12 protein-coding genes are annotated in these 15,190 nt (G+C 59.5%); 2 read left to right on the top strand and 10 right to left on the bottom strand.

Going from position 1 to position 15,190, the window contains the following annotated elements:
- Positions 1-62: 62 nt before the first annotated feature.
- Positions 63-953 (bottom strand): AraC family transcriptional regulator, encoded by an 891-nt coding sequence (locus BTIS_RS03450; RefSeq protein ID WP_094662676.1) that lies wholly within the window; start codon positions 951-953, stop codon positions 63-65.
- Between the two features lie 210 nt (positions 954-1,163).
- Here BTIS_RS03450 and BTIS_RS03445 point away from each other — a divergent pair, with 210 nt between their 5' ends.
- Both BTIS_RS03445 and BTIS_RS03435 read left to right on the top strand, forming a co-directional pair.
- The gene (locus BTIS_RS03445) at positions 1,164-2,006 is read left to right on the top strand and encodes a sugar phosphate isomerase/epimerase family protein (RefSeq protein ID WP_094662674.1); all 843 of its coding nucleotides are present in this window, start codon (positions 1,164-1,166) and stop codon (positions 2,004-2,006) included.
- Between the two features lie 386 nt (positions 2,007-2,392).
- Positions 2,393-3,451, top strand: coding sequence for an endonuclease domain-containing protein (locus tag BTIS_RS03435; protein WP_143248856.1), 1,059 nt, complete (start codon positions 2,393-2,395; stop codon positions 3,449-3,451).
- Between the two features lie 17 nt (positions 3,452-3,468).
- Here BTIS_RS03435 and BTIS_RS03430 read toward each other — a convergent pair whose 3' ends face one another.
- From BTIS_RS03430 to bglB, 9 genes are all read right to left on the bottom strand, one after another.
- Positions 3,469-4,182 (bottom strand): SGNH/GDSL hydrolase family protein, encoded by a 714-nt coding sequence (locus BTIS_RS03430; RefSeq protein ID WP_094662669.1) that lies wholly within the window; start codon positions 4,180-4,182, stop codon positions 3,469-3,471.
- A gap of 51 nt (positions 4,183-4,233) precedes the next feature.
- Positions 4,234-5,505 (bottom strand): alpha/beta hydrolase family protein, encoded by a 1,272-nt coding sequence (locus BTIS_RS03425; protein WP_094662667.1) that lies wholly within the window; start codon positions 5,503-5,505, stop codon positions 4,234-4,236.
- Complete coding sequence (locus BTIS_RS03420) at positions 5,495-6,634, bottom strand: pectinesterase family protein (protein ID WP_211279419.1); 1,140 nt, start codon at positions 6,632-6,634, stop codon at positions 5,495-5,497. The genes BTIS_RS03425 and BTIS_RS03420 overlap by 11 nt, the downstream gene beginning before the upstream one ends.
- Before the next feature lie 126 nt (positions 6,635-6,760).
- Positions 6,761-7,717, bottom strand: coding sequence for an alpha/beta hydrolase (locus BTIS_RS03415; RefSeq protein WP_094662665.1), 957 nt, complete (start codon positions 7,715-7,717; stop codon positions 6,761-6,763).
- 266 nt (positions 7,718-7,983) lie between these two features.
- A complete protein-coding gene (locus BTIS_RS03405; protein ID WP_140556249.1) occupies positions 7,984-9,540 on the bottom strand; it encodes an MFS transporter in 1,557 nt (518 codons plus the stop codon).
- A gap of 258 nt (positions 9,541-9,798) precedes the next feature.
- Positions 9,799-11,439: a glycoside hydrolase family 28 protein gene (locus BTIS_RS03400; RefSeq protein ID WP_094662659.1), complete on the bottom strand. Its 1,641-nt coding sequence runs from the start codon at positions 11,437-11,439 to the stop codon at positions 9,799-9,801.
- A gap of 483 nt (positions 11,440-11,922) precedes the next feature.
- Positions 11,923-12,561, bottom strand: coding sequence for an RpiB/LacA/LacB family sugar-phosphate isomerase (locus tag BTIS_RS03395; protein WP_094662657.1), 639 nt, complete (start codon positions 12,559-12,561; stop codon positions 11,923-11,925).
- Positions 12,562-12,842: 281 nt separating this feature from the next.
- Positions 12,843-13,652: a gluconate 5-dehydrogenase gene (locus BTIS_RS03390; RefSeq protein ID WP_094662655.1), complete on the bottom strand. Its 810-nt coding sequence runs from the start codon at positions 13,650-13,652 to the stop codon at positions 12,843-12,845.
- Positions 13,653-13,848: 196 nt separating this feature from the next.
- A complete protein-coding gene (gene bglB, locus BTIS_RS03385) occupies positions 13,849-14,955 on the bottom strand; it encodes a beta-galactosidase BglB (protein WP_094662653.1) in 1,107 nt (368 codons plus the stop codon).
- Positions 14,956-15,190 lie beyond the last annotated feature (235 nt).

Genomic DNA, 15,190 nt, shown 5'->3' with positions numbered 1-15,190 from the left:
GTGGGGGCGTGCGGTGTGTGATGTGCGTGCGGTGTGTGCGTGTGCCGCGCGGGCGCTATACGCTATTCGTGCGCGGCGAAATGCACCACGTCGATGCTGTCGTTGCGGCTGAGGAACTCCTTCGTGGTCATGTGGAACTCCTGCTTGAAGCATCGCAGGAAATGCGTGTACGAGGCGAAGCCGCACTGCCGGTAGACGTTCTGCGCGCTGCCCGACTCGCGCAGCAGCTCCTTGCTCCGCAGCAGGCGCTTTTTGAGAATGAACTCGTGCAGGTTCAGACCGGTGTTCTTTTTGAACTGGCGCGACAGGTAGTACTTGTTGATGTAGAACCGGTCGGCGATGGCGTCGAGTGAACAGTCTCCGGCAAGGTTCTCGTTCACGTACTCCATCACATTGACGATCAGCGATGACACTGGCTTGTTGCTCGGCGTCACGTCATTGGCGGAATTCGCCACGGCCTTGTTGAGTTCCACCATGAACTCGAGGAAGCGCTGCTCGTATGCCAGATCCGAACCGTAGGAGCCATCCGGCTGCTCGTCGAGTCTGACGATCTGACGGCGCAGCACTTCGGGATCCATGCGGATCACGCGGCTGGTCGGTTTGCCATTGTCGTTGAAGCAGGTCGTCAGATCGGTGTTGGCGGTGGAACGGGACGTCAGGAACTCGTCGCGCACGTAGATGTAGGCGCGTTCGTAGTAGTTGCTTGACTGTCGCACGATGTTATGCAGATCGTTGCTGTGGGCGAAGGTGACCGTGCCGGGTTCGGTGGCGTACTCGTTGCCGCCCAGATGGAACACGCCGGTGCCCTGCAGCACGCAGTTGATCTCGTGGAAGTCGTGGTAGTGCAACTGCGCGTGCTCCACCACCTGGGAGTCCACGTGGTAGATCTCGAAGCGATCCGAGATCATCGAATTGACGATCACCGCGCGTTGCGGTCGTTCCTGCTGCGCCATTGCAATGCCATCCCAACTTGGTAGAAGCGACTGAAAAGCTAGCTAACATTATATATGACACTGCAAGAATCGATAGGAATTCGTCAATATCTGTACAGCATTACATAGCTGGGGTTGCTACGGGAGTCTACGATCGAATCATCTGCCGGATGCTGTGACTCGCTGTGACTCGATAATTCAACGTGTAGCCCAATTGATATGGAGGTTCCAATGATCAACTTCGGTGCCCGTGGCCATGACGTGACCGATGCCGATACCGTGGAGAAGCTCGCGGCCGGGTTGCGGCGCTATGGCGTGCACAATGTGCAGCTCGCGCTGCCGCGTCAATTCCCCGATCTTGCCGATGCGGCCAGGATCAATCCGGGCATGGGGATGCGCTTCCGTCGCGTGCTGGGCGACGCCGGCGTGGACATCGCCGTGCTGGGCTGCTACATCAACATGACCCACCCCGATGGTGAGACGCGGGAGATGCTGCTGCGGAAATTCGAGACGTATCTCGCCCACGCCCGGTTCTTCGGCGCGCCCGTGGTGGCCAGCGAAACCGGATCCGTGGACGCCGAGCCCGGGCGGTTCACCGAGGAAAACTTTACCGAAGCCATGTACCAGAAGGCCTTGTCGGCGATCCGGCGACTGGTGGACGCCGGCGAGCGGTTCGGTACGATCGTGGGCATTGAGCCGGGTGCCAACCATCCGATCCACGATCTGGCATCCACCGAGCGTCTGCTGACTGATGTTGACTCCCCGTATCTGGGCATTGTGTTCGATCCCACCGCCTACACCACGCCGACCGGACGTACCGTGGACGGTCTCGACCAGGTGGAGCTGACCAGGCGGGCGCTTGACCGATTCGGAGAGCGCATCGTGGCGGTGCATATCGATGACTTCACCGTGGATGAGGCCGGTATTCACCGGTGCAACGTGGATGAGGGCGTGATGGATGTGCGCGGTGTGCTGGAACATGTCTCTGACGCTCGCCCGTGGATCCCCGTGATCCTTGAGCAGACCGAAAACGAGGCCATCGCCCGCACCGTCGAGCGGTATGGGGCGTTGTGATCGTGCTGGCGGAATCGGGGGATGGGAGTGGGATGTGGCGTAGCAGGGAATGATGATTTTTCGATATTTTTCGTTCTCTGCCAGTCGGCGTGGCAGAGAACGAAAAAACGGGGTCTTTCCCTCTTCTCTGCCGCGGATTGATGTCACAGAACGCGACGGCGACGTATTTCTGCATTCTCTGCCACAACTGCTGGCAGAGAATGCTCCACAGGACCTTTTCTTCGTTCCCTGCCACAAGGGCTCCCAACATATTGATCACACAATGAGATAGTGTTCATATTTTGGTGTTGTTGTGGGGAATACCAGCCTTGAATTGCTTGAAATGATCCTTTTGGGCTGGCAGAGAATAATAAAAACCCTCATTGTCGTATTCTCTGCCAGAGGCCGTGGCAGAGAACGTCGGAATGCGTCTTTGCTGTATTCTCTGCCACTGCAATTCCATATACGGCAATTTCACATTCGACCACATTGCCCATCCGGTGATGACATCCGACGATTGGCGTGCATACGGTGGCTTCATGATGACCACAATGAATGATGGAGGCGGATATGATCGTGGCAATGCTGCCATGAGCGTATCCTTGGCCGACCGTAGACAGGATATGATTCGACGTTGCACGGATGCGGCGAAGAGCGCCGGAACCACGATATTGTTTGGCATGACGACGTCGTTGGTCCTACAGGCGGTTCCGGTGCCGTCGGGCGTCGCGTCTACCAGTGTCGGTGATGAGCGATTGCACACGGTCTCGAGTTCATGGGACAAGCGTGTGCGAGGTTCGGGTTTGCAGGCGCACGTGTGGAAACGACTGACCGCCGATTCGTGCATACGTATCAATCAGTATGTGTATGCGCTTGATCTGATCCACACCTGGGCACAGATGTCATCGCGTATTGCGCTTGTGGACCTTGTGGCGTTGGCGGATGCGGTGGTTACCACACTGTCCCGAGACCGTGGAACTCCCGACACGGACGCTCATGCCATTCGAAACGCCATGATCGAGTTCGTGAACAATGGTGAGCGGTTTCTTGGGAAACGCAACTGCATCAAGGCGTTGGCCTTGTGCAGAACCGGGGTGATGTCCCCGATGGAGACGTTGGCCAGATTGTGTTTGACGACCTATGGGATCCCGGACCCCGAAACTAATTACGTGGTTCCGGGTGTCACATTCCAGTCCGGGGTTGAAATGACCCTGGATATGGCATGGCCTGACGTCAAGGTCGCTGTGGAGTACGACGGTGACCAGCATCGTACGGATAAGACGCAATGGAGACGCGATCAGGAAAAGCGGGAATTGCTGCGAAGTCAGGGATGGGTGGTGATGGTCGTCACCGCAGACAATCTTTGCGATGACAGTGCACGATCCCTGTTCGCGTTCATGGTCGGCAGATATCTGGCCACACGAGGCATGCATGTGAATTTCCGCCTTACCGCAATGCCATTGTGAATGTGCCGGCTCAGGACTCAGAACGCAAGGAGGGGAAGGAGCTGGGAGGCGATGCGGCGGGCGAGACGCTCATAGCCGGCGGGGGAGTAGTGCAGGCCGTCGGGCATGTAATGGGGCTTGTGTTCCGGCAGCAGCGGACTGATGCCGGAATCGTTGAAGAGGTCGATTACGGGAATGCCGTACCGGTTGCTTATGGCGCGCAGCACCTGAACGTAGTCGGCCTCCACCAGTCCCAGCCCGTTGGGGGTATCGAATGCAGGCAGTGCCTTGGCCGGCACTCCGCCGGTCTTGCAGGGCGTCATGACCACGATCTCGCCATGCGGATACATGCGGACCAGTCCGCGCAGCAGGGTGTCGACGGCCCCATGGAAGGTGTGCACGTCGGTGTCTCCCTGTTCGCCGAGCGGCACCTCGCGGTTGAAGTCGTTGACGCCGCCAAGCACCAGCACGATGTCGGCATCGCGTTCCATCGCTTCGTATCGTTCGATGAAGCTGTCATCGCGATCCGCCTTGACGCCGATGCGGGAACCCTTGATGCCGTAATTGCGTACGGTGCCGGCTCCGAGCAGTCGCTGCAGGTGAACGGGCCACGAGATGGCGGGGCCGCCGTCGCCGGTGCCGACGTCACCCCACGTGGTGGAATCACCCAGACAGTTGATGGTGGTGTGCGCCCAATCCCGTGTCAGAAGATGGCCTGATGTTGCTGAGATCCCTGCTGCTGCGATGGTCATACGACTCTCCAATCCTTGTGTTAAAGCCTTGTCGGCCTGGTTTTCCCGCCCTCATACGGTCGGACGCGTGATGTGCGGCGATGTCGATGCGGGATCCGATTCGGCGATGGCGTCCCACACGCCTGCCGGTTCGAAATGGTGGCCTCCTTCGGCATGAAGATGAATCAGCTGAGCATCCTCGCCAAGAACATGATAGGCATTCCGGATGATGGCCACCTGCTCATCGGCATTGACGATGCCGCGAACTCCGTTGAGATGATCCTCGATGCAGGATTGCACGACCAGCGGCCGTGGCGCAATCAGCGATCCGATATCACCCATGTCCACCAGGTTCCACAGTCCAGGCACGTAATTGCAGCTGCAGTTGCCATTCATCGTCAACAGCGAATCCCGCACCCCATACATGTACCCGCTGATGAACGCGCGTCGAACGCGATCATCCAGCGCGGCCAGCCACAGGGTCTGCATGCCGCCGCCGGAGAATCCGAAACAGCCGAGCGACGCCATGTCCCACTCTCCGCGCTCGGCCACATAATCCACAAGACGCATGAGATCCCAGGTCAGCATGCCGGCAACGGTCAGCCCCAAGGGTTCGGCCATATGCGCCAGCTGCGCGCAGGTGCCGCGGAGGAACGAACGCTCATCATCGCGCTGGAGTCTTCGGTCACGGCGCTCGCCGAAGCCACGCGCGTCCGGGCACAGCGTCACATATCCACGAAGGGCTAGCTGCAGCCCATAGTCGTAGTTGAATCGTTGAATGGCATCGTCGATCGCGGGAATTCCACGAACTCCGGCCACGCTGTACTTGCCACCGCCCTGATGACCATGAGGACAGATCCAGCACAATGCCTTCCCGGTATCGCCGGTGCGCGGACGATCGGGGATCAGCACATAGCAGGGCATCCATACGTCGGGCTCAACCTGAATCAGGATCTTCTCACGAATGATATCGCCGTATTCGCCGGCATCGTCGGCAGCGCGAACCCTGCTACGTTCCACGAGCTGCGGATCGAGTGGACAGGATTCCATGAGATCCAGTCCGAGCAATGACCGCAACCGCGTGCGCAGATCGTCGCGCCAATCCATCCACTCCTGCGCCATCGTCTGTGTCGCAGTCTCCCGTGTCGCGGTCTGCGGTGCCACAGTCTCCTCTGCCGAAACACCATGGAATGCCGCCTGCCGGCTCACCCGGTCGAACCGTCGTAGCAGTCCGGGCAGCGAGTCGTAATATCGGTCGATATGCAGCGTGCGGCCGTTGCCATGCGAATCCTGATCCCTGCGCTGTCCGCCGGCTTCCGGACGGCCGGGCTCGTTACCGCTCATCTGGTCCTCCCACGGTCATCCCCGCTTCCCCCAGCACATGCTCGGGCGAATACCATGCCAAGCCCGCCGGATCATTCGGCAAGGTCCAATCCGGCCAACAGTTGGGATCGAACCCCGGCCCATGCAATCCCAAACCGGAGAGTCGCGACCCGTCATGAGCACGCGGCTTGTCCCAATCCCACCAGCCATCGGGATGAATGTGCGCGCCCAGTTCGCAGTCCACCAGCGCCACGCGCGCGAAATCTCGCCATGGACGGCCCAGATACACCGAGCCCGGAGCGCATCCGTCATCCGTGAATCGGCACCCACGAAACACATATCCGTACACCCGTCCCTCAGGGGTCGACGCCGCCGTGACATACCCGTTCACATCCATGTCGCGGTTCAGCGACCGGATCTCGCAATCCTCGAACATCGCCGTGGCCCCACCGAAGATGAAATCCACATCGCCGGCGATCAGACACTGCCGATACCATTGCCGCCCAACCCGACGCGGCGCGAACTGCTTGGGGCCGATGAACCCGCCTTGCTGCAGTTCCTTGGGTGGCAATGGCCCGGTGAACAGCGTGTCCTGATGGCCGAGAATGCGGCAGGATTCCACCAGCAGTTCATCGCCATCCGCGTACAACGCGATCGCCTGTCCAACGTCACGACCGTCGCCGGCATCGTTGGCGATGGTGAGATTCCGCAGCGTCACATGATCGGCGTCGACAAGCATCGTATAGGTGCGGAACGTTCCCAACGGCGTGCTGTCGTTGGTGTTGCCAATCGTACTGTCGGCCGTGCCATCGTCGGTGTTGCCAATCGTGCTGGCATTGGCGGGCATGCGGGCACCAAGTCCGAGCACGATCGTGGTGGTGCGCGGATCGTCGCCGATCAACGCGATATGGGGAAGCGTGACCTCCACTCGCTCGCGATACACGCCAGGCCGAATGCGTATCGTAATCGGTTCGATCGTGGGCCGTTCCGCCACCCGTCGCAGAACCATACCGTTTCCGTTGTGCTCGCGCATCTCGGCCGCTCGATGCAGGGCTTCGGTGATGGTCACGCAGTCACCATCACCGTGTTGCGACACCACGATCGTCGTAGTGGAATGACCGATACGGTCGTAAGGATTCGCAATCTCCATGAACGGATCTCCTTTGCTGGTGAACATGACGGTGGTATGTGACGATGATGGCGGACGGGGTGACGGCAGTGGGCCGAGTTTGTCAGTGCCGGTGCCGCCAGTACTGGTGCGATGCGGATCGCAGGACTACAGTGCCCGGATCCAGTTGGCGGCGAGCTCCGGCCAGTACTGCACCTGCGGTTCCACGTGATCGTGGTCGGGCATGGCGGTCGCCTCCGTGCCGAGTGCGATGCCGTGGTCGCCCTTGGGGAAGATGTGCAGTTCCAGCGGAATGCCGTGGCGATGCAGTGCTCCGGCGAACAGCAGGCTGTTTTCCATGGGTACCGTCCTGTCGGTGGCGGTATGCCAGATGAAGGTCGGTGCGGTGTCGCCGTTCACGCGGTTTTCCAATGACAGTTCCGGTTCGAGGCTGGTGTCGCCGCCGGTGAGATATGTGAAGGAACCCCGATGGGCGAATTCGCCGGACGTGATCACCGGATATGACAGGATCTGCGCATTGGGACGGATGTCGGCCGTGGTGATGTCATGCAGTCCAGTGATGCCAAGTCCGTTGGTGTCGCCGGCGTCGTTGGTATCGCTGCCGTCAACGGTATCGTGCGTGCTGCCGAGTACTTTGTTCAGTCGTTGAATGATCCACGGTTCGTTCCACATCGTACCCAGACATCCGGCCAGATGCGCACCGGCGGAAAAGCCACAGAGAATGATCCGGTCGGGATCGATGCCATGATCCTCGGCGTGGGTTCGGCACCATGCCACGGTTGCGGCGAGCTCCAACAGCGACTGAGGCCATACGGCGGGGGAGACGCTGTACCGCAGCACGCATGCATGGAATCCCTCCTGATTCATGCGCAGGGCGATCGGCTCCCCCTCGCGTGTGGAGAGGTGATTGTATCCGCCGCCAGGGGTGATCACCACCAGCGGTCGGGGAGTTCCGGTCGATTCGGTCGCGGTACCGTCAGCCGGATCATTGAGGAAATACGTGGTCAGTGTTGCACCGTTGCCCAGCACGGGCAGGGTGACGGCGTGCTCGATGGTGGAATGCGTGACGAGGGAGTTCTTGATGGAGTGATCGGCAAGGTTCATGATTGTTCTCCGTTGAGGTTGATCGTTCCTTGTGAGGATGGGTGCTGAGGCCGTTCCCCGTCAACAACCTATCAAGGATCGGCGTACAACGGTCGGGAGGCGGTCGGGAGCCGATGGCTGATCGTCGTCGACGTCATCCATGACCGTGATCTCACGCGTAATTGCGGTCATGTGCAACATGGTGAAGTCGAATATTGCAGGTTCGGCGCACCCGCGACTGCAACGGGCACGCCGAACCATATCCGAAGGATTCCGGTCGTCCTCCATCATGCGGCGGGCTTGATCTCCTCCTCCTGATAACCGATGGTGTTGTGCGCGAAGCACTGCTCGTACGGCAGACCGGACAGTTCCTCGCACACGGCCTTCACCTTGGGGTCCACATCCTTCATCAGACCGCCGGCCTTCACACGCTCCACCTCGCCGGTGACGATGTCGCAGGTGTCCTTGTCGATCTTGAGATTACGGGCGAAGAATGCGGACAGCACGAACATGCAGCAGCATCCGACAAGCAGGGTGAGCGAGACGGTGATCGGTACGGTGATCGGCTGCTCCACGGTCTGACCATCCTTGGTGCTGATGAAGCCGGACGCCAGCAGCAGGAATCCGAACACCGTGGTGATCAGACCCTGAACCAGCTGGTTCACCAGACGCTGGGCGGAAGAGTAGATGCCCTCACGGCGACGCAGCGTGATCAGCTCATCAATGTCAGGCACGTAGTTCAGCGGCACGTCGGGCAGGTACTGGAAGCCGGCGTAGAAGAACTTCCACACGGCAAACACGATCGGGTATGCCACCATCACTGCGGCTACGGGGATCATGTCGGTGAACTGACCAACACCCAGACCGATGAACACGGCCATGCAGGTGGCGGCGCCAAGCACGGCGGCATACCACGGCTGGTGGAAGCCCTTCTTGGCCAGCCACGCGATCCACACGGCGATGCACACAATGGCCACGACCTTGCCCGGCGTCTCGGACGCCGAAGCAAAGGACTTCGGAATGCCCAGCGTAAACACAATGAAATAGCTGTAGCAGGCGCTCCACACGTTGGCGGCGAACTTGGCGCTCATCTGCACATACAGAATGCGGCGGAACGAACGGTTGCGGAACGTGGAGAAGATATCGATGAACAGCTTCTTGATGGCTTCTCCCACATTGGCGATCTTCTCCTGTGCCACCTCTTCGGGTGTGCGCTCCCACGTGCTCAGATAGACGCCCAGCAAGGCGATTACCATGATCGAGGCGTTGATGCAGGCGATGATGAAGTAGGAATGCGGATTATTCTCGCCGAAAATGCCGAAGCCGAACGCCACCAGGAACGCCATCAGGAAGCCGGTGACATTGCCGAACAGATGCTTGGTTCCGGTCAGGTAACTGCGTTCCTCGAAGTTGTCGGTCATCTCGATGGTCAGCGGCCCAAGCGAGGTGGATGCGAAGGAGTAACCGATGTTGTACACGATGTAGCACAGCAGGTAGTAGCCGAAACCGAACGGCGTAACCAGGAAGATCAACGGTTCGGCGACCATCATCGGAATGGCAAGCAAAATCCAGAATCGACGGCGTCCGAATCGGCGTCCGACCCTCGTGTTGTAGAAGTTGTCGGAGATGAAGCCCATAAGCGGTGCCAGTATGGCATCGAGATAGATCGCGGCCGAAGCGATGATGGCGGCCTCACCGGCGGACAGGCCAGCCTCGGTGGAGATGAAAAGCACCATATAGGTGTGGGTGAAGGTCAGTGCGCCGGAACTGAGCATGCCGCCCATACCGAATCCAATGCGCGTCCACAGTGTGATCTTCCGCTTCTTGCCGATTTTGCTGAACATACGGTGTTCCCCTGTGATGGTTGTAGTTGTGGTGTGTGCTGGATGCGCGATCATCTATGACCGCGCGCGTCATCCCGGCTTCCATGCCGAATCGGATGACGCCCGCCCGGACGGGTGGCGCAAACGGTCAGACGTCCAGACAAGATTGATGGTGATGGTGGTGACGTCGATATCAATAGCCGATAGAGACGTCGATGGTATTGGTCGGTAGCGGGATTGCGCTACCGACGTCACTTCTGAATGGAATGCGTCGTAGCGTTACCGTTCCACGTGATCCACGTTGGTCAGCTGCAGTTCGTCGCCGTCCTGACCATCGATCGTCACGTCGTCAAGCACCAGGCGTTCCACGTTCTGCGCGATGATGCCCTGACGCACCATCGGCTCCACGCCGCTCGCCATGGCGGGTCGCGCAGGCTGTGTATCCTGCGCATACGTCACATGCACGTTGTGGAATTCCGCGCGCCCGACCTTGCTCTCCGGCAGGCCGGTGATGTACGTGGCCGCCGCATGACAGTTCGTCGCCTCAATGTCATTGAAGATCAACGACGCCACCTTCGGCGTACGTTCGTCGACCGGACGCGGGCCGCGATCCTGCACATACTCCGTCTTGCCGTCAACATCGCAGTAGTAGAACGAGTTGACCACGAACGGCGTGAGCACCCCGTCCATACGAATGTGATCGAAGGTAATCGCCTCGTAGACGCTGTCCTTGCCACGACCGCGACGGGTCTTGATACGCAGCCCGCGGTCGGTGCGTTCGAACAGGCAGTTGCGGGCGATCAGGCCGCGAATGCCGCCGGCCGCCTCGCTGCCCAACACCACCGATCCATGACCGTCGTGCATATAGCACTGGTCGATCAGCAGATTGCGGCAGGCGGGGCGCAGTTCGCGCGGCATGCCGATCTTGCCGCTCTTGACCGCGATGCAGTCGTCGCCCACCGAGAAATGGCATCCCTTGATCGTCACATTCGTGCAGGATTCCGGATCGAGACCATCGGTGTTGGGGGAGACCTTCGGGCCCTCGACGTTCAGACACCAGAAGCCAAGATCGCGCGACAGCACCGGGTGGATGTTCCAGCTGGGGGAGTTGCGCACGGTGATACCGGCGAAATCCATGCGCTCGCAGTCGCTCAGGAAGATCATGCGGGGGCGGGCGGCGATGCGGATGGTCTTGGGATCATGCCACCAGTTGTCATCGTTGGCGTTGGCTCCGCCGTCGATCACACCACGGCCGTACACGGTGACGTCGTGGACCGCCATGCCGGAGAGAATGCCGCAGAACATGGGCATGCCCTCGCCCTCCCAACGGCCCATGGGCAGCAGATTCGTGCCGGCATAGCCTGCGCCGGGTTTGCCTTCGATGGTATCCGGCAGGTAGGCGAGATTCTCGCGATCGTGACGGGCGTGAAGCGTGGCTCCCTCGGCCAGCTCGAGCGAGATGCCGCTGGTGAGGAACAGGTTCTTGAGGCGGTAGTCGCCGGCGGGGATGAGCACGCGACCGTGTGCGGGGCAGCTCATGATGGCGGCCTGGATGCTGATCGTGTCGTCGCGCTCGCCGTCTCCCGCCGCGCCGAAATCGCGAACGTTGAGGGTGAACGTCTCGTCGTCTGTGACAAGGATGCCGCTTACGGTGGTGACGGCTTCGTTTCTTGTTTCAGTATTGTTGTTGCCTAAATCGTCCGCTGTGTTGTCATTGGTTTCGTTTGTGCTGCATTCGTAGCGGATCGAGTAGGTGGTCAGCGGCTCAAGACCGTCGATGTATGTCTCCACGGTGTCGGTTTTGCCGTAGAATTCGTCGTTGATATAGATATCCCAGAGATTTTCGGTGTGGTACACGCTGTCTTCCGTGATTTCGACAACGGCGGCACGCGCGCATTTCCATACGACATTGAGCTGCATGACCGTATCCCTTTCCTTTCGTCCAGCGTCATCGCATTGAACGTGCAAAAAGTGTTGCACAGTGATATATCACTATTGATGGCATCAATGTATTCCTATGTTGCAGAAAATAAAATATTTGTTGCCAATGTTTGCCGGAAATCAGATAACAAAAAGACCGCCGCGCCCCTTCAGGGCACGACGGTCCTATAACCGATCTGCAAAAGCTGAGAAGAAAGTGTCGTGTCTACATACCTGTACCATGCCCATACCCGACGTCGTGTCCCACCTAGCGTTACGTGGGCCGCGCCATGTGTTACGTGGGCCGTCGGCGGCCCACGTAACACACACGCTAAACCGTTGATATTGCAACGATTTCCACGCAACGTTATGTGGGCCGCCGACGGCCCACATAACGCTACGTACGATGTACCGCGGCCCACGTAACGGTATGGCGGGCGGCAGGGCCGCGGCGCGTGAGATGGCGGCGTGGCGGCGCGGGGCTCAGTCGGTGAGGCTGAGGATGTAGTCCTTGATGTCGCCGTCCTTGGCGTTGGCTTCGAAGAGTTCCTTGAAGTGCTGGCCGGCGAAGGCGCCCTTGACGAGGGCGGGGTCGAGGTCCTTGTAGATGTCGACGAGGGGTCGGTAGGCGGCCTCGCGTACGGTGTCGAGGATCTTCTTGTTGGCCTGTTCGGGTACGACGCGTTCCTTGGGGTAGCCGCTGCCGGGCTCCTCGAGCCACATCTGCTCGAAGATGTACTTGAGCTGGAGTTCCTGGCCCCAGCCGTTCTTTAGGGCGAAGGGGATGGCCATGGCGTTGCCGTTGTTGATCTGGGCGAACGTGTAGGCGTCGAGGGGGTCCTCGACGTGGCCGCAGATGACGCCGGGGAAGCTGTTGAGGGCGAGCATGGCTCCCTCGCCGGTGCCGCATCCGGTGACGACGAAGTCGGCGGCGCCGGTGTTGAGCAGGGCGGCGGCGAGGATGCCGTTCTGCACGTAGGTGAGCTGGGCGTCGTCGTCGGCCGCGTACATGCCGTAGTTGTCGACCTCGAAGCCCTTTTCGTCGGCGACCTTCTTCAGTGCCTCGTAGATGACGCCGTTCTTCGCGGCCTGGCTGTTCTCGTTGATGAGCGCGATGCGCATGATGTGTTCCTTTGCTGATGTGACTTGATAAGTGGAGTGGTGTGATTGCCGTCCGTTTCCCGTTCGATGTGCGGGGTCCGGGCCGGAATGGCTGTTCGGATGATGCGTGCGTCGTCAAGGCGCGGAGGGTGAAGGCGTACAAAGGTACGTCGATCCCTCCGCAACGCAGACGACGCTCCATCATCCAACCAATCACGATGACGTGTGTGGTTTCGGCCGTCGCCGGGCGAAGGCGTACAACGGTACGTCGAGCCCGCCGTAAGGCCGAAAACGCTCCGTCATCACGGTTGCTTGCCGATGTAGGCGAGAATGCCGCCGTCAACGTAGAGGATGTGTCCGTTGACGAAGTCGGATGCGTCGGAGGCGAGGAACACGGCGGGGCCCTTGAGGTCGTCGGGCGTGCCCCAGCGGGCGGCGGGGGTCTTGGCGATGATGAACTGGTCGAAGGGGTGGCGCGAGCCGTCGGCCTGGCGTTCGCGCAGGGGCGCGGTCTGCGGGGTGGCGATGTAGCCGGGGCCGATGCCGTTGCACTGGATGTTGGCCTCGCCGTATTCGGAGCAGATGTTGCGGGTGAGCATCTTGAGTCCGCCCTTGGCGGCGGCGTACGCGGAGACGGTCTCGCGGCCGAGCTCGCTCATCATGGAGCAGATGTTGATGATCTTGCCGTGGCCCTTGGCGATCATGCCGGGGATGACGGCCTTGGACACGATGAACGGCCCATTGAGGTCGATATCGACGACCTGACGGAAGTCGGCCGCACTCATCTCGGTCATCGGGATGCGCTTGATGATACCCGCGTTGTTCACCAGAATGTCGATGACGCCGTACTTGTCGTTGATGTCCTTGACCATGGCCTGGACGGCGTCCTCGTCGGTGACGTCGCACTTGTAGCCGTGGGCGGTGATGCCGAGGGCGGCGTAGTCTTTCTCGGCCTGTGCAATCTTGGCCTCGTCGCGATCGTTGAATACGATTTCGGCGCCTGCCTGCCCGTAGGCGGATGCGATGGCGAAGCCGATGCCGTATGTGGCGCCGGTCACCAGGGCGAGCTTGCCCTTGAGGGAGAAGCTGTCCATGGAGAATCCTTCTGCCATGTTTCCTTCTTTCTGTTGTGGCGGTTGGTGTTGTTTTGGCTTGTTGTTGATGGCTGGTCGTTGGTTCGTCGTTGAAACTCCCCTTGCGAAATACACAATACTACGCAGGTGTTGAATATTTCGTTGCCAAGTTTTGTTGCATGATACTACGCAACAAAACGTTATTGTGCAACTATGGGGTAGTCCGTGAGGCGTGTCAGCAGAACGACACGAGGTACTCGGTGAAGGCGAGCACGGTGAGGGACTGCCCGTATGGCATTGCGGTTTTGTCGATGGTGCGGTAGTAGTCGAGGTCGTCCTCAAGACCGGTGCCCACGGAGACGTTCTGCACTTCGCCGTGTTCGTCGATCTGCCCGAGCAATGCCTTGATGGCCTTTTCGGCGACGGCTGCGTATTTCGGGTCGATGTAGCGGCGATGCACGGCCTTGAGGATGCCGTATGCGATGCCGGCGGTGGCGGAGGATTCCACGTAGGAGTTCGGGTCGTCGAGCAGCGTATGCCACATGCCGGACTCGTCCTGCAGTTTGGCCAATGCCTCGACCTGACGGTTGAGTAGGGTGATCAGCCATTCGCGCATCAGATCGCCCTTCTTGAGTCCTGCGATCTCGATGAACTCGGGGATGCCGATGGTGATCCAGCAGTTGCCTCGTGCCCACAGGGCTCCGGCGTAATTGTCGCGGCGGTTGAAGTTCCAGCCGTGGAACCACAGTCCGGTTTTCTTGTCCATCAGGTATTCGGCGTGGATGAGGAACTGGTACTTGGCCTCTTCCACGTAATCCGGGTGGTCGAGCAGGCGGCCGATCTTGGTGAGCGGCATCACCGTCATCATGAGGGTGTCATCCCACAGCTGTTCGTAGTGGGGATCCTCGTAGGTGATGTGCGCCATGCCACGTCCGGTGGTGCGGGGCATGTCCTCCATGGCCCACTTGGCCCACTGATCAAGGTAGGGCTGGAATCGGGTGTCACCGGTGTCCTCGAACAGGCAGCCCATGGCGAGCAGAGGAGCCATGGTGTTCACGTTCTTGGATGGGGATCCCTCGGCGAGGGCGTTGTCGAACCAGTCGGTGACCACCTTGCGTGCCTTGGGGTTACCGGTGAGCTTGTAGTTCTTGTAGATGCCGTACAGGCCCACGCCCTGCGGCCAGTTCCAGACCTTCCAGCTTTTGTCATCGACGACGATGTCGCCGAAGTGGAGCAGGAACTTGCCGTCGGCGTCGTTGATGGTGGTGAGGTTGTCGATCATGAGATCGATCTTGCTCTGGATGAGCTCTCGTGTGGGCTTGTCTGTGGTGGTTTCCGTCATCGGGATTCCTCTTTCTTGGTATCGACGTTGATGCCGTTGGTACGTGTGACGATTTTCAGTCTACGAATGTCGTCGATCGCTGAGTAAGGATAAATTGACAGTTTTTGACATGAGACTGTCTATATTTGCGCTATAGAAGAGTCGGTTGTAAAAGCTTTCATTGCAAAACTACTGAATATTGATACACGATGATCGAACATACGCGGATGTCAAAAACAGGTAGTTTCTTATCATG

The organism is Bifidobacterium tissieri, from assembly GCF_002259645.1.
Lineage (GTDB): Bacteria > Actinomycetota > Actinomycetes > Actinomycetales > Bifidobacteriaceae > Galliscardovia > Galliscardovia tissieri.
This window is presented reverse-complemented; position numbering and strand designations above follow the sequence as displayed.